The organism is Streptomyces sp. NPDC085866, from assembly GCF_044541035.1.
Classification (GTDB): Bacteria; Actinomycetota; Actinomycetes; order Streptomycetales; family Streptomycetaceae; genus Streptomyces.
In genome coordinates, this window is the sequence record NZ_JBITSQ010000004.1 from 272,335 (window position 1) to 287,620 (window position 15,286).

Consider the following 15,286-nt stretch of genomic DNA (forward strand, 5'->3'; position numbering starts at 1 on the left):
AGGCCTGGGACGCCCCGGTTCCGGTCGGGGCGCCCCAGGAGTTCATCCCACCCGCACCCTGCCCTCGGGCACCAGATGCCGGGCGAGGAGTTCGTCACGGACCAGGCCCGCGTAGACGGTGGCGCCGTGCACGGAGGTGTGCGTGTTGTCCCGCTTCTCGTTGTAGAGGTAGAGGGCCTTGGAGCCCTCGACGCCGAGGGACTCGACCAGCGCCTTCGTCTTCGCCGTGAGGTCGATCAGCGGGACGTCCTCGGCGGCGGCGACGGAGCGGATGACGGCCGGGTGGTCGACGCCGAGGCCGTTGACCAGCAGGGCGGTGTTGTTGTTCAGGGTGCCGTCGGCGTTGAACCAGCGGCGCACGATGGGGGTCACGAGCACCGGTTCGCCGCCCCGGTCCCGGATGCCGGCCACCAGGGTCTCCAGGTTCGCCCGGTAGGTCGCCTCGTCGGTGGTCTTGTCGTTGTGGGCGAGCTGCACGAGGACGAGGTCTCCGGGGCGGATCAGCGGCTGGACGGTTGCCCACAGCTGCGGGTTCTGCAGGTAGGTGACCGTACTCTCCCCGGAGTCCGCGTAGTTGGCGACGGAGACGCCCTTGCGGAGGTACTGCGGGAGCTGCTGGCCCCAGCCGGAGTACGGGTCGCCGGGCTGATCGCAGACCGTGGAGTCGCCGATCAGGATGATCTGCCGGGCGTGCCGGGCGGGGGTGACCCGGATGCCGGAGAGGGCGGGGGCGGAGCCGCCGAGGGTGAGGTCGAGACCAGGGGTGCCGTGGGGGCCGGTCGGTTCGCCCTCGGGGATGCGGACGTTCACGGTGAAGCTGCGCGTCACCCGCTCCCCGGCCGCGACGGCGGTCTCCGGGAGCAGGGAGCGGCGGGTCTCGCCGCCGATGCTGGTGCTCGACGCCGCCTCGCCGCCGAGGGTCACCCGGACGTCGTACGTGCCGGGCGGGACGTCGAAGTGGCAGGCGGTCACGGTGCAGTGGTCGATGCCGAGGGGCGGCTGCCGGTCGTGCGCCTGCGCGGGTGCGGCCGACAGCGCGCCGCTCAGGGTGACCGCCGTCAGCAGGGCGATGCCGAATCGTCTCACTCGGGGCTCCTCCGTCACGCCGACAAGGTGGCGGCTGGACCGTACCGCCTTCGGCAAGCGCTTTCTAGCCCCTGGGGTCGATTTCACAAGACTGCATACCGTCCGCTGGTGAAAGCCCTTTCGCGAAATCGATTCGACTGCCACCCTGCCAACACGCGCACCCCCACCCGTTTCCGAAGGAGGCACCCCCATGTCCGCAACGGAGAGCAGCTCGGTCGGACGCCGTACCTTCGTGCTCGGCGCCGCGGCCGCCGCCGGGTCCGCGGCCCTCGCCGGCCCGCTCGCCCCGGCCGCCTCGGCCGCCGGCTTCGGCTGGTCGGACGACGGCTCCGACTACGTCGTCGACACCGGCGCGAACCTCGTCTTCAAGGTCAGCAAGACCAACGGCGACCTGACCTCGCTGGTCTACAAGGGCACCGAGTACCAGGGCTACGGCGGCAAGAACTCGCACGTCGAATCCGGGCTCGGCACCTCTACGGTGACGATCGGTCAGTCCGGTTCGACGATCCTGATCTCGGTCGCCTACGGCACCCTCATGCACTACTACGCGGCTCGCAGCGGCGAGAACAACGTCTACCTGTGGACCAACAAGGCGGACACCTCGGTGAGCGCCACCCGCTACATCGTGCGCGTCAAGGCGGGGCTGTTCCTGAACGACGAGCCGGACTCCTACACGTACACGACCAGCACCGTCGAGGCCTCGGACGTGTTCGCGAAGTCCGACGGGCAGACGCGGTCCAAGCACTACTCGAAGCTCCGGGTCATCGACTACGACTACATCGGCTGGACGACCGGCAGCATCGGCCTGTGGATCGTGCGCAGCAACCACGAGAAGGCCTCCGGCGGCCCGTTCTACCGCTCGCTGCTGCGCCACCAGAGCGCGGACGGCGGCGGCCTGTACGAGATCCTGTACTACGGCGAGAACCAGACGGAAAATCAGCGCTTCGGCCTCCAAGGCCCGTACGTCATCGCTTTCACGGCCGGCGGCGCCCCCTCCTCGTCGCTGTACCACGCGAACCTCACCACCTCGTGGGCGGACTCGCTCGGCATCTCCGGGTACGTCGGCGCGAGCGGGCGGGGCCGGGTGGCGGGTGTCGGGATATCCGGGCGGAACACGGCGTACGCGTACACGGTCGGGCTGGCCAACTCGGCGGCGCAGTACTGGGGTTCGGCGCGCTCCTCGGACGGCTACTTCTCCCTCGCGGGGGTGCTGCCTGGCACGTACACCCTGACCGTCTTCAAGGGTGAACTCGCCGTCCACACAGGATCGGTGACGGTTTCGCCAGGCGCGACGACCACCCTCAACACCCTCACGATCCCGTCCTCCAACGATCCGGGCAACCCCACCGCCATCTGGCGCATCGGCGACTGGAACGGCAGCCCGAGCGGCTTCAAGAACGCGGACCTGATGACGTACGCGCACCCGTCGGACGTACGGGCCGCGTCCTGGACCGGCAACGTGGTGATCGGCAGCGGCAGCGAGACGTCCGCCTTCCCCTGCTACATCTGGAAGGACGTCAACAGCGGCCTGCTGGTCCACTTCAAGCTGACCGCGGCCCAGGCCGCCGCCGCGCACACCCTGCGGATCGGCGTGACGACGGCCTACGCCAACGGCCGCCCGCAGATCACCGTCAACGACACCTGGACCTCGGCGATCCCCTCCCCGCCCGCCCAGCCGAGCACCCGGTCCCTGACCGTGGGCTCCTACCGGGGCAACAATCACACGTTCACCTACAGCGTCCCGGCGAGCGCCTGGCTCACGGACACCAGCCAGTACAACGTGCTGAAGATCGACGTGGTGAGCGGTTCGGGGACGACGGGTTATCTCAGCGCGGGCACGGCGATCGACGCGATCGATCTGCTGGCCTGACCGCGAGTCGGTGATGCCGTCAGTCGGCTCGGTCGGGAGTCCCACCCCCCAGGTCGGCCTGACGCCAGGCAGCCCGTAGTTCGTGGACGGCGTGGACGAGGCTGACGCAGCCGCGGAGAACGTCTGCGGCCGCATTGGGGAGACGGGATGCCGCCGCGAGGATCACACTGAGTCCTCCGAGGGCGGCCAGGATGTGAGTGACGCTCATGTGCATTACTGTCGTCCCACCCGGCGGCGGTACGGACGAATTCCTACGGCAGCCGACACATCCGGACAGGGGGAACAGGGTGGGTGTTCCGGGGCAGTTCAAGAAGCCGTCTCTGCCGGCTGGCCGGTTGCGCGATCTCAACGACGCCCTCCACGCACTGCACCTGATCGCGGGGCAGCCGAGTCTGGAGATCATGCACCGCCTGCTGCAGAAGCGGATCTCCCGTACCCGCCTGCACGACGCCTTCACGGAGCCGCGGCTTCCGCCGTGGGACACCGTCGACGCGCTGGTCGAGATCCTCGCGGCGCGCGCTCCGGGCACGACGCCTCAGGAGGTCCTGCCCGAGATGCACGCCCTCTGGGTCCTCGCGTCCCGGCAGAGGTCGCTGCTCCATCCGCACGAGCGAGAGGTGCGGGACGAAGTGGTCGCGATCTTCGCACAGCAGATGGAGGTCAGACCGCGTGAGGTGGAGCTGGACGTGCCTCTGGAGGTGATGGCGGCCGACTCACTGACGGTGCTCGAAGCCGTGGGCGTCATCGAGAGGTGCTTCGGTGTCGTTCTGGACGAGGAGGACGTCGCGGAGGCGGAGACGATCGGGGAGATCGTGACCTTGACTCTCTCGGCACTGAGGGCGACGCAGGAGCAGGCCGCCCCTGACGACCGATGCCGGCCGCCAGGGGCGCGCTGACGGCTGTGACGGTCAACTACCCCGCGTCCACTGCTGGTTGGTTCCGCCGTTGCAGGTGTACGTGATGATCGCGGCGGAGTTGGCGGTGGACGCGCCGGACACGTCCAGGCACTCGCCGCCGGCGCGGGCCTTGATGTTCACGTAGGAGCCGGAGGTCACGACCGACCACTGCTGGGTGGTGGCGCCGGTGCAGTTCTCCTGGGTGACGTCGGAGGCGTTCTCCTGCAGGCACAGGGAGCTGCCGCGGCCCAGCAGCTCGTAGTAGCCGTTGCCCAGGTCCTTGAACCACCACTTCTGGTTGGCACCGCTGTTGCAGGTGTACTGGCTGATGGCGATCCCCTGCCAGAGGGACTGGCTCGGCACGTCGGCGCACTTGGAGCTGTGCCGTGCGACCAGGGTGTTGTACGTGGCGCTCGTGCCGGTGACCGCGCCGGCGGCGGTGTCGACCGTGACCTCCGGGGACCAGGACATGGACATCGAGGTGGAGGTCGGGAAGCCGAGCGGCAGCCACACGTAGCGGGAGTCGTTGACGGTGCCGCCGAAGGAGTTGCCCCAGCGGTCGCCCATGTACAGGTACGAGGTGCCCGAACCGCCCTGCAGGGGAAGGACGTACGCGGTCTGGGAGCCGTAGGCGGTGGAGTCGCCGACGTTCGTCCACGCGGTCCAGGGGCCGGCGAGGGAGGTGGCGGTGGCGTACTGCTGCTGGTTGGGGCTCCAGCCGGTGGCGCCCGACGTCAGCATGAAGTACACGCCGTTCCGCTTGAACAGCGCCGGCGCCTCGCGGTGGCCGCCGGGCCAGGGGTTGGCGAGCAGGCTGTCGATGCCGGTGTAGTCGGCGGTCAGCCTGTAGATGTTCAGGTCGTAGTTGTTGTTGGCGGCCGAGACCATGTAGGCGGTGCCGTCGCTGTCGACGTAGGTGGTCAGGTCGCGGGACATGTACTGGCCGAGCGGGCGGAAGCTGCCCTGGTAGGTGTAGGCGCCGTCGACCGTGTCGGAGACGGCGACGGCGGCGCGGGCCTCGCTGTAGTCGACGCCGTTCTCCTTGTGCATCCACATGACGAACTTGCCGGTGGACGCGTTGTAGATGACCTTGGGGCGCTCGATGTAGGCGGTGGCCAGCTCCGCGGCGGAGGACTGGGACAGGACGTGGCCGCGGAACTCCCAGCTCTTCAGGTCGGTGGAGCGGTAGGCGTCCACGTAGCGGAAGGTGTTGTCGGAGTTGCGGTCCTCTCCGAACCAGTAGTAGGAGGACCCGACCTTGATGACCCCGCCGCCATGGGCGTGCAGGGCGTTGCCCGAAGTGTCCGTGAACGGGGTGCCGTTGGCGATCGTCTGCGGTGCCGCCTGGGCGGGCCCCGCGGTCGCCAGGGCCGCGGCGAGCGCACAGCACAGGGCGAGCAGGATCGCGTACGCGCGTCTCATCTCACGCACTCTCCTTCACGGTGTCGGCGACGGGGACGCCGAAGTCCGGGGTGCCGTCCGGCTTCCAGCCGAGCCGCTGGATCCGGGTGTGGCGGTTGGGGTCGTGCAGCGGGTCGCCGGTGATCTCCTTGTACTGGCGGGCGTGGTAGACGAGGACGTCGCTGTGCCCGTCCTCGGCGACGGTGAAGCAGTTGTGGCCGGGCCCGTACTGCTTCGTCGTGTCGTTGCTGGTGAAGACCGGCGTCGGGGACTTGGACCAGTTCGCCGTGTTCATCAGGTCACTGGCGGCGTCGGCGGTGAGCAGGCCCATGCAGTAGTGGTGGTCGGTGGCACTGGCCGAGTAGGTGAGGAAGACGCGGCCGTGGCGCTGCAGGACGTACGGGCCCTCGTTGACCCTGTAGCCGACGCACTCCCAGTCGAATTCCGGTGTGGACAGCCTGACTTGGGGTCCGGTCAGCGTCCAGGGGTTGGCCATCCTCGACAGCCACAGCGCGGTGTTGTTGTCCATGCCGGGCTCGTGCTGGGCCCAGACGAGGTAGCGGGTGCCGCGGTGCTCGAAGGTGGTGGCGTCCAGGGAGAAGGTCTCCCAGGCCGTCCTGACCTGCCCCCGCTCCACCCAAGTCCCGCGGAATGGATCGGGGTTGGCGTTCTCCAGCACCCAGATGCGGATCGCCCACACGTCCTCGGCGGGTGCGGAGGCGAAGTAGATGTACCACTTGCCGCCGATCCGGTGCAGTTCCGGCGCCCAGATGTGCGCGCCCATCGGACCGGTGGCGTGCGCCCGCCAGATCACCGACTCGGCGGCGGTGGCCAGCCCGTTCAGGGTGCGGGAGCGGCGCAGGACGATCCGGTCGTACTCGGGGACGGTCGCGGTGAAGTAGTACCGGCCGTCGATGTGGCGGGCGATGTGGGGATCGGCGCGCTGGAGGACGAGGGGGTTCACGAAGGGGGCCGCCTCGTGGGACGTGGACGGGGACGCGAGCGCGGGGATCACAGAGGTCACAGTGGTGGCCGCCAGGGCGCCGCCGGTGGCTGCGGCGCCCTTCAACAGCAGGCGGCGGGAGGGTGGTTGGGCAAGGTGGGGGTCGCGGCTCATGCGGGCTGCCTCTCGGTGGGGAGGGCGAGGAGGAGTTGCCGAGGTTCGATATAGCGAACGCCATCTGTCATTCCGAACGTCGAAAAGGTAAGGGTGCGCAACCAGGAGGTCAACGGGTCCGGCGAGAGCGAGCGGTAAGCGATTTCCGGTGCGTGATTTTCTGTTATCGGCCCACGGGTTCTCGCGTCTCCCAGACGTGCGCACCCACACCCACAGAACAGCAGCGGCCGCAGGCGCCCTCGCGGCCGTCGCCCTCACGATCGGCGCCCCCTCACCATCCGTCGCGGCCGGCAACCGGGACGTCACCGCCGACGTCCTCGCCGGGCGGGACGTGACGCTCGCCTCGGGCGCGGTGGTCACCGTCCCGTCCGGGACGACCACGTACGACGGCGTCTTCCGCGGCCGGGGCACGCTCACCGTGCGCGGCACCGGCACGCTGATCCTCACCAGGGACAGCGACTTCACACTGCCCGAGTCCCGGCAACGACAGGTCGTGCGCGCCCGGGGCGGCAACCACCCGTACACCACCGTGACCAACCCGGACCCGCCGGCGATCACGGTCGAACGCGGCGCCACCCTGCAGTACGGAACCGGCGGCGGCACCGGCCTGATCGGCCACTTCCCGTACCAAGCCCCCGGCTACCGGTTGAACCAGCTCAACATCCGGGTCGACGGCACCCTCCGACTGTCCCTGACCCGCACCTTCAACATCGGCACCATCAGCGGCTCGGGCCTGGTCACCCAGCCCCGCAACATGTGGGGCACCCTCGACCTCGCCGGCACCCACCCCTTCTCCGGGGTCATCGACAACGGCACCGGCATGGCGGTGGGCCGCCCCGAGTACCCGGTGGCGCTGCCCCACGCCCGCGCGATCCTCAACCGGGGCTCGTGGATCATCGACACCCCGCTGTACCGGACCATCACCCTGCGCCAGAACTTCTACCAGCGGGAGTACGGCAGCGACATCGACGTCCACACCCGACCGGGCAGCAAGGTGGTGCTCACCGGGCAGTACAGCTACAGCGACCGGGGCGGCGACACCCATCCCTCGCTGAGCACTCCGTCCCTGAACTGGCGCAGCGTGCCACACCGGTTGAACAAGCGGGGCACGAACATCGAGGGTGCCGACGTGCAGTGGGGCGACGGGACCACGCACCGGATCTTCATGCCGGGTACGCGGGACACCGTGTACATCAATCTGCACACCGCCAGTGGTCGACGGTCCCGGCTGACCCTCGACTACAACGGCCCGGTGACGCTGGGCGCCCCCATAGGCGGCGGCAGGTACCACGACACACTGGCCGCGCCCGGCGCCGGCGACGTGGTGGTCGCGGGGACGCGCGGCAACGACGTGACCTTCGCGGCCGCGCAGTACTACGACGGCTCGACCACCGTCGGGAAGGGCGCGGTACTGCGGCTGGGCTCGGGCGCACAGGGCGGCGACGGCTCCCTGCTGACGGGTACGGCACGCCGACGGATCGTGAACGACGGGACGCTGTACCTGCGGAACGTCTCGACTCCCGTGCGGCTGACCCACGTCGGCGGAGGCGGTGCGCTGGTCCAGTCGGGCGCCGCGACGACCATGCTCACGGGCGACGCGGTGACGTACACCGGGACGACGACCGTCTCGAACGGCACGCTGGCCCTGCGCTCCGGGGCGACCCTGCTGCACAGCAGGGCGATCAGGCTCGCGTCGGCGGGCGCACGGATCGACGCGGGCACTTCGGGGCTGCGGGTGGCCACCTCGCTCACCGGCACGGGTACGGTGCGGGGCGCTGTGACGAACGACGGTCTGGTGGCGGGCGGTCTGACGGTGGCGGGGGACTACACGCAGCACGCGAAGGGCGAACTGAAGCTGCGGGAGAGGCCGTTGAAGGTGGCGGGCAGACTGCGGCTCGCCGGGTCCTTCGACCTGTCCGCCGTCGGTGCTCATCCGGCGCCCGAGATCACCGTCATCGAGCACGGCGGCCGTTCCCGGACCACGGGCGCCTTCGGCGGACTGCCGGAGGGCGCCCGGCTGAGGCTCGCCGACACGGACTACCGGATCGGCTACAACGGCGGCGACGGCAACGACGTCGTCCTGACCGCGGCCGACCGAAGCCCCGCCCCCGGCACTCACGCCGAGGCCGCCGCCGGCCCGGGTGCCGTGAGCCCCCGGACCGCGAACACCGTGGCCGACGGCTTCGGCTGGTGGCCCTACGTCCTCGCACTCGGCCTGCTCGGCGGCCTGGTGTTCCCGGCGACCCTGCGCACCCGGAGCAGGGGCCGGCGCAGGGGCGGCCGGCACGCGGTACAGGAGTAGGGACGTACGACGGCGGGCCCCGGCAGAACAGAATCCGCCGGGGCCCGCCGCCTGAGCGCGTATGTGCCCGCGGGCTCAGTCCGTGCCGGACTCCATCGCGGCGCGGTCCAGCATCGTCTCCTCGTCCGCGGCCTCGCCGCGCGAGGCGATCGCCTCGGCGCCGCCCTGGTCCATGGCGCCGATCAGACCGGTCGAGGCCGCCTGGGCCGCGCCGATCGGGGCCGGGTGGTCGGTGCCGACCAGGCCCAGGGTCGCGTACTGCTCCAGCCGCGCGCGGGAGTCGGCGATGTCCAGGTTTCGCATGGTGAGCTGGCCGATCCGGTCCACCGGGCCGAACGCCGAGTCCTCGGTCCGCTCCATGGAGAGCTTGTCCGGGTGGTAGCTGAGCGCCGGGCCCCGGGTGTCGAGGACCGAGTAGTCCTCGCCGCGCCGCAGCCGCAGGGTCACCTCGCCGGTGATCGCCGCGCCGACCCAGCGCTGCAGCGACTCGCGCACCATCAGCGCCTGCGGGTCCAGCCAGCGGCCCTCGTAGAGCAGCCGGCCCAGCCGCCGGCCCTCGTTGTGGTACGCGGCGACGGTGTCCTCGTTGTGGATCGCGTTGACCAGGCGCTCGTAGACGATGTGCAGCAGCGCCATGCCGGGCGCCTCGTAGATGCCGCGGCTCTTCGCCTCGATGATCCGGTTCTCGATCTGGTCGGACATGCCGAGCCCGTGCCGGCCGCCGATCGCGTTGGCCTCCATGACGAGGTCGACCGGCGTGGCGAACTCCTTGCCGTTGATGGTGACCGGGCGGCCCTGGTCGAAGCCGACCGTCACGTCCTCGGTGGCGATCTCCACCGACGGGTCCCAGAACCGTACGCCCATGATCGGGTCGACGGTCTCGATGCCGGTGTCGAGGTGCTCCAGGGTCTTGGCCTCGTGCGTGGCGCCCCAGATGTTGGCGTCCGTGGAGTACGCCTTCTCCGTCGAGTCCCGGTACGGCAGCCCGTGCGCGAGCAGCCACTCCGACATCTCCTTGCGGCCGCCCAGCTCCGTGACGAAGTCCGCGTCCAGCCAGGGCTTGTAGATCCGCAGGTGCGGGTTGGCGAGCAGCCCGTAGCGGTAGAACCGCTCGATGTCGTTGCCCTTGAAGGTGGAGCCGTCGCCCCAGATCTGCACCCCGTCCTCGAGCATCGCCCGCACCAGCAGCGTGCCCGTCACGGCACGTCCCAGAGGCGTGGTGTTGAAGTACGGGCGCCCGCCCGACCGGATGTGGAACGCGCCACAGGCGAGCGCCGCGAGCCCTTCCTCGACCAGCGCGGCACGGCAGTCCACGAGCCGGGCGATCTCGGCGCCGTACGCGAAGGCGCGGCCCGGCACCGACTCGATGTCGAGTTCGTCGTACTGGCCGATGTCGGCGGTGTAGGTGCACGGGACGGCGCCCTTGTCGCGCATCCAGGCGACGGCGACCGAGGTGTCGAGCCCGCCGGAGAAGGCGATACCGACGCGCTCGCCGGTGGGGAGGGAGGTGAGGACCTTGGACATAGCAAGACTATGCAGCATCTCGCATTTTCATGCAACGTCTGCAGCTCAGGAAGTGGCAGCAGGTCGCGGACCGGGCCGACCGGGCGGGACTGCTCGCGGGTGCCGCGCGCCGGCCGAACCAGCCGGGCGGCGGCCTCGGGCTCGGTGGCCTCGGTGGCCTCGGTGCCTCAGTGGGGGGCTGGGCAGTCATGACGGTTCGGGGGTGCGTGGACACAATCCGGATCCCGCGACCCCATCGACTAGCGTCATGCCATGAGCAGCAACACCTCCCCCAGCCTCGTCGAAGCCCTCGCCGCCGGGACGGTCGTGCTCGACGGCGGCATGTCCAACCAGCTCGAGTCCGCGGGGCACGACCTGAGCGACGAGCTGTGGTCGGCCCGCCTGCTGGCCGAGCGGCCCGAGGCGGTCACCGAGGCGCACCTCGCCTACTTCACGGCGGGCGCGAACGTAGCGATCACCGCCGGCTACCAGGCCACCTTCGAGGGTTTCGCCAAGCGTGGGATCGACCACGCGGAGGCGGCCCGGCTGCTCGGGCTGAGCGTGGAGCTGGCCCGGGACGCGGTACGGAAGGCACGGGACGCCGGGGTCGCACGGCCGCTGTGGGTGGCCGCGTCGGTCGGCCCGTACGGGGCGATGCTCGCGGACGGCTCCGAGTACCGGGGGCGGTACGGGCTGAGCGTGGACGAGCTGGAGACCTTCCATCGGCCGCGCCTGGAAGTACTGGCCGCCGCCGCTCCGGACGTGCTGGCGCTGGAGACGATCCCGGACACCGACGAGGCGACGGCGCTGCTGCGGGCGCTGCGGGGACTCGGGGTGCCGGCCTGGCTCTCGTACACCGTCGACGGTCGGCGCACCCGGGCCGGGCAGCCCCTGGAGGAGGCCTTCGCCCTGGCCGCCGACGTCGACGAGGTGATCGCGGTCGGCGTGAACTGCTGCGCCCCGGAGGATGTGGAGTACGCCGCCGGGACCGCGGCCCGGGTCACCGGCAAGCCGGTCGTCGTCTATCCCAACAGCGGGGAGACGTGGGACGCGGAGGCACGCGCCTGGAAGGGGCGGACCACGTTCGGCGCCGAGCAGGTGAAGGGGTGGCGGGATGCGGGGGCCCGGCTGATCGGGGGGTGCTGCCGGGTGGGGCCGGAGGCGATCGCGGGGATCGCCGGAGCGCTCACCGCGTAGGGCGGGCGGGCCGGTACGTGCACCGGGGCGGCCTCAGCGCAGGGCGCCCGGTCAGGACTCGTCAGGCTGGACCGACCGTCCGTGCCGGATCTCGATCCAGCCCTTGACCGCGTGCATGCCCAGTGACGGGTCGTGGTCCGGTCGGCTCGGCAGCCATGGCCGGGCCGGCTCACCGTCCGCGTCCAGCCCGTGCACCATGAGACTGCCCGCGCGCTCCGCCATGCCCGCGGCCTCCCACGTCTGGGCGAGTTCCCCCACGGCACTCGGTTCCCCCGCGTCCACCGCCACCCGGCAGAGGCGTTCGGCCTCGGTGAGGTGGCCGGCCGCCCGTCGGATGCGGGCGAGCGACACCAACGCCGGGGCGTGACCGCCCTCGGCGGCGTGCTCGTAGAGGCGCTCCGCCTCGGCCGGATCACCGAGGTCCCGGTGCCGCTGCGCCAGCCACGCCACGGCGTGCAGGTCTCCCTCGTCGGCCGCCGCCCGCAGGATCGCCTCTCCCGCTCCGGCCCCGTCCGTCGCCTCGGCGCGGTCCGCGAGCACGGCCAGGCCCTGCCATCGGCCCATGTACTCCCAGGACGACAGGTTCACCATCCGTGCCGGGCTCAGGCCACCCAGAGCCGAGGCTTTGCGAGCCATGCGTTCCCCCTCCGCGGCGTCGACGCTCATCACGAGCTGGGCCATGATCCCCAAGGTGAAGTAGTCGCCGAGCTCGGCCGCCTGATGCGCCGCCCCGACGGCACCGGGCACGTCGTCTTCGTGCACCAGCCGCATACGGGCCAGTTCGAACGCGGCAGCGTGGTCTCCGGCGGCGATGGCCGTGCGGAAGTACCGCTCCGCCGCGCCCAGTTCTCCGGCGAGCATGCGACGGCGCCCCAGGAAGGTCAGCGCCGCGGCCCCGCCGAGTTCGGCCGCGGCCTTGGCCAGCCGCTCCACCTCGCCGTCGCTGTCGGCGAGTTCCTTGCCTTCCGCGACGAAGAGCAGGGCCTCCGGATGGCCGGTCCCGATGATCTCCGGAAGGAGCCGTCGCGCCGCCTCGTCGTCGCCGTCCTCCTCGTACCAGCTGACGAGATCGAGCAGTGCGGTGGCGTCACCCGCGTCATGCCCCTTCCAGATCAGCTCGACGGCCTCCTCCCGGCATCCGCGGGTCTCCCGCAGGCTCGCCATCTCGGCCCACGCGCGGGCGTGCCCACGCTCGGCCGCCCGCCGGAAGAGAGTGTCGGCGACGCCGTACCGTCCTCTGCGGCGGGCGGATTCCGCCAGCTCGTGCAGGTCGGCGGCGTCGGCCGCGAACCGCTCGGCCGCCTCCCAGAAAGGCGCGCCGGGACAGACGTACGACCTCGCGAGACGACCGTACTGGTCCAGGTAGTCGGCCAGTCTGCGCTGCCCCGGCCGCGCGCCCATCCCGCCGGCCGCGGCCACCTCGCCCAAGGGAGCCACGACCCCCTTGATCCTCTGCCGTCCGTGGTCCAGGGCCCCTGCGAACCAGTCGGGGCCGGCACCGGCGCGCTGCGTCTCACCGAGATACGCCGGCGCGGCCGCCTCCAGGAGGCCGTCCGGGAGTGCGGGACCGTGGCCCAGGCGCCGCGCGTCCATCGCCGCCGTGAGAACCGCCTTGCCGTAGCAGGCCGGTGAGCCGTCGGCGGCCTCGTAGTACTCGACGAGCTGCGGTCCCGCCGCCAGCGTCTGGGTGAGGGTGCCGTCCCGGCTCGCGAGGCTCGCCACGGCCAGGGAGGGATCGCGCGTGCCGCTGATGCCGCGCAGGGCGTCGGGCGAGAAGGCCGCAGGAACCCGGAAGCCGATCGCCTGCGTGAGCAGTGCCCGCGCCTGCGGGTGCGGGTCCTTGCCGTGGGCGTCAGGCTGGGCGGTCAGCGAACGGTGGTGCTCACGCCACATGGTCATCAGCACGACGACCGGCTGTGGCTGCTCCAGGAGTCTGCGCAGCTGTGCGGCGGCCTCCTCGCCCCGCTCCCGGGCGAGGAAGTTCTGCCCTTCGTCCAGCCACAGCACGGTCCGTGGCCCTGCCATGCCGGCGTCGAGCAGGCCGAGCAGGCTGTCGGAGTCCTTCGGGAAGACCAGGTCCCAGTCCGGCAGGCAGTCGCGTACCGCCTCGAACGCCGTCCGTGTCTTGCCGGTGCAGGACTCGCCCAGAACGAGCACGAGGGCCGCTTCCTGCCCGAGTGCCGCCTCGTTCAGCCGGTGTCTCAAGGGTCGGTCGTGGTCGCGCAGGACATAGGCGGGCAGGACGAAGTCCATCGCCGCCGCGGGGGTCGTGCCGCCGGGAGCGCCCACGGTGCCGGGTACGGCGGGGTGCACTCCGAGGCCGCCGGGATGCCAGTCGGCGACCGGCCGGGGCAGGTCCGGCAGCGCCGCGCGGCGGGTTTCCGCGTCGTGCCGTTCGAGGGCTCGGGCGGCCTGTGCCCTCTGCACCGCCAGCCCCAGGGCGTGGTTCCGTACGCCCGCCAGCTCCGCGTAGCGCTCACGCCACCGGTCCGGTGCCAGCAGGTCCTGGTCCACAGCAGGAAGCGTCTCCCCGAGGGTGCTCGCCCGCTCGCGCAACTTCCGGACCACGCCGAGCAGATGCTCCACGTCCTTGGGCATCCGGGCGCCGTCCAGCCACGCGCTGACCGTCGACTTCGAGCTCACCCCGGCCGCCCGTGCCAGCACCGACAGGCTCGGGCTCGCGCCCAGCCGGATCCGGTACAACTCCCCGAGCCGGCGCAGGTGTGCCCGGAAGGACTCCTCCACGCTCCCCTCGCGTGTTCCGTTCGCCACCCGCTCCCCCAGCGTTCGACCGCCCCGTGGACAGGACTGGACGCCCCGGAAGTCTATGGCGCTGAACAGGCACTTCGCGGGCCCCGCCGTCCAAGGTGCGCAGACGGTCGCGGAACGCCCCGCTGGACGGACACCTTCATGCCTGCCGCCGCACGCGGCTTCCGTACCTGCCCATCCTCGATCCGGGACTACCCATGGCTGTCGTCGTCCGGTCCGCCGAGTTCCTCACCCCGTTCGGCACGCTGTTCCTCATCATGTTCCTGCTGCTGTTCGCCGGTGTGATCGTCCCGGCCGTCTGGTCCCACCACCGGCACCGGCGCAACGCCGCCCACCGCGTCCTCGTCCTCCTGCTGCACTCCGTGCGGGACGTACTGGCCGCGCTGCGCAAGGAACTGACCCGTTGAACCCCCGGCGGCGCGGGCCGGGGTGTCCGCGTCGGCGGTGTCTGGGGTGCCGGGCGGCCCGCGTGATCCCTCCTCAGCCGGGTGTGCCGCCCGCATGACGGGTACCGAGGACCGAGGCGGTGAAGTGCGCCAGTTGCTCGCGCAGTTCTTCGCGGGGCGCGGCCCTCTCACCGGCCAGGTGGGCGACCAGATCGGCCCGGGTGGCGGCGAGCAGCGCGTGGGCGGTGAAGTCGGCGGAGCCGGAGCCGGAGCCGGAGCCGGCCGACGGGATCTGCTCCAGCAGGTCACGGAGCAGGGCGTGCCAGCGTTCGTAGTGTTCGGCCCGGTAGGGGCTGGCCGCGCCGGTCTGCTCCAGGGCCAGTGCGAGGTGGCGGTTGTCGAGCTTGAAGCACAGGACGGCGTCGAGCAGTGCCGGCACGCGCACCAGTGGCGGGGTTGCGGGCCCCAGGGGCGGCGGGCCCTCTTCGACCGCGTTCCTGACCGGTTCGAGCCGTGCCTCGTAGAGCGCGCGGATCAGCCCGGTGCGATCCCCGAAGGCGCGGAAGAGGGTTGCCTTGCCGACGCCGGCCGCGGCTGCGATGTCGGCCATGGTGACGCTCTCCGGGCTCTGGCACTGAGCGAAGAGTGTGTCGGCGGCGGCGAAGACGGCAGCCCGGTTGCGCGTCGCGTCCTTGCGCGGTCTGCGCTCGGTCATGCGGCTCCTCCCTTGGTCACGTGGCCCCTCCCTTGCGATCCGGA

The 15,286-nt window shown here is 71.2% G+C and carries 11 protein-coding genes; 5 read left to right on the top strand and 6 right to left on the bottom strand.

All coding sequences use genetic code 11. The features are described 5' to 3' along the window. Positions 1–42: 42 nt before the first annotated feature. Positions 43–1,086: a rhamnogalacturonan acetylesterase gene (locus ACIF83_RS11320; RefSeq protein ID WP_399725685.1), complete on the bottom strand. Its 1,044-nt coding sequence runs from the start codon at positions 1,084–1,086 to the stop codon at positions 43–45. Positions 1,087–1,276: 190 nt separating this feature from the next. Here ACIF83_RS11320 and ACIF83_RS11325 point away from each other — a divergent pair, with 190 nt between their 5' ends. Then, entirely contained in the window at positions 1,277–2,956 is a 1,680-nt protein-coding gene (locus ACIF83_RS11325) for a rhamnogalacturonan lyase B N-terminal domain-containing protein (RefSeq protein ID WP_399725688.1), read from the top strand. Between the two features lie 335 nt (positions 2,957–3,291). Continuing rightward, positions 3,292–3,852 (top strand): acyl carrier protein, encoded by a 561-nt coding sequence (locus tag ACIF83_RS11330; RefSeq protein WP_399725691.1) that lies wholly within the window; start codon positions 3,292–3,294, stop codon positions 3,850–3,852. A gap of 12 nt (positions 3,853–3,864) precedes the next feature. On the opposite strand, the gene ACIF83_RS11335 is transcribed toward ACIF83_RS11330, so the two are convergent. Together ACIF83_RS11335 and ACIF83_RS11340 are read right to left on the bottom strand one after the other, a co-directional pair. After that, entirely contained in the window at positions 3,865–5,274 is a 1,410-nt protein-coding gene (locus ACIF83_RS11335; RefSeq protein WP_399725694.1) for an RICIN domain-containing protein, read from the bottom strand. A gap of 1 nt (position 5,275) precedes the next feature. Continuing rightward, positions 5,276–6,370, bottom strand: a complete 1,095-nt coding sequence (locus tag ACIF83_RS11340; RefSeq protein WP_399725697.1) for a family 43 glycosylhydrolase — start codon at positions 6,368–6,370, stop codon at positions 5,276–5,278. Positions 6,371–6,566: 196 nt separating this feature from the next. Here ACIF83_RS11340 and ACIF83_RS11345 point away from each other — a divergent pair, with 196 nt between their 5' ends. Continuing rightward, positions 6,567–8,672, top strand: coding sequence for an autotransporter (locus ACIF83_RS11345; protein ID WP_399725700.1), 2,106 nt, complete (start codon positions 6,567–6,569; stop codon positions 8,670–8,672). A 75-nt stretch (positions 8,673–8,747) separates the two neighbouring features. Here ACIF83_RS11345 and argG read toward each other — a convergent pair whose 3' ends face one another. Continuing rightward, a complete protein-coding gene (gene argG, locus ACIF83_RS11350; protein ID WP_393473285.1) occupies positions 8,748–10,196 on the bottom strand; it encodes an argininosuccinate synthase in 1,449 nt (482 codons plus the stop codon). A 252-nt stretch (positions 10,197–10,448) separates the two neighbouring features. Between argG and mmuM the strand changes: the two genes are divergently transcribed. After that, complete coding sequence (gene mmuM, locus ACIF83_RS11355) at positions 10,449–11,372, top strand: homocysteine S-methyltransferase (RefSeq protein ID WP_399725703.1); 924 nt, start codon at positions 10,449–10,451, stop codon at positions 11,370–11,372. Positions 11,373–11,423: 51 nt separating this feature from the next. On the opposite strand, the gene ACIF83_RS11360 is transcribed toward mmuM, so the two are convergent. Beyond that, complete coding sequence (locus ACIF83_RS11360; protein ID WP_399725706.1) at positions 11,424–14,144, bottom strand: hypothetical protein; 2,721 nt, start codon at positions 14,142–14,144, stop codon at positions 11,424–11,426. Between the two features lie 194 nt (positions 14,145–14,338). On the opposite strand from ACIF83_RS11360, the gene ACIF83_RS11365 reads away from it, so the two are divergent. Continuing rightward, a complete protein-coding gene (locus ACIF83_RS11365; protein WP_399725709.1) occupies positions 14,339–14,548 on the top strand; it encodes a hypothetical protein in 210 nt (69 codons plus the stop codon). A 73-nt stretch (positions 14,549–14,621) separates the two neighbouring features. On the opposite strand, the gene ACIF83_RS11370 is transcribed toward ACIF83_RS11365, so the two are convergent. Continuing rightward, a complete protein-coding gene (locus ACIF83_RS11370) occupies positions 14,622–15,242 on the bottom strand; it encodes a TetR/AcrR family transcriptional regulator (RefSeq protein WP_399725712.1) in 621 nt (206 codons plus the stop codon). Positions 15,243–15,286 lie beyond the last annotated feature (44 nt).

What these genes read in the sequence shown, in the direction of transcription:
- ACIF83_RS11325 (WP_399725688.1), top strand. Translation starts at nt 1,277, where the DNA reads ATGTCCGCAACGGAGAGCAGCTCGGTCGGACGCCGTACCTTCGTGCTC.
- ACIF83_RS11335 (WP_399725694.1), bottom strand. Translation starts at nt 5,274, where the DNA reads ATGAGACGCGCGTACGCGATCCTGCTCGCCCTGTGCTGTGCGCTCGCC.
- ACIF83_RS11340 (WP_399725697.1), bottom strand. Translation starts at nt 6,370, where the DNA reads ATGAGCCGCGACCCCCACCTTGCCCAACCACCCTCCCGCCGCCTGCTG.
- argG (WP_393473285.1), bottom strand. Translation starts at nt 10,196, where the DNA reads ATGTCCAAGGTCCTCACCTCCCTCCCCACCGGCGAGCGCGTCGGTATC.
- mmuM (WP_399725703.1), top strand. Translation starts at nt 10,449, where the DNA reads ATGAGCAGCAACACCTCCCCCAGCCTCGTCGAAGCCCTCGCCGCCGGG.
- ACIF83_RS11365 (WP_399725709.1), top strand. Translation starts at nt 14,339, where the DNA reads ATGGCTGTCGTCGTCCGGTCCGCCGAGTTCCTCACCCCGTTCGGCACG.
- ACIF83_RS11370 (WP_399725712.1), bottom strand. Translation starts at nt 15,242, where the DNA reads ATGACCGAGCGCAGACCGCGCAAGGACGCGACGCGCAACCGGGCTGCC.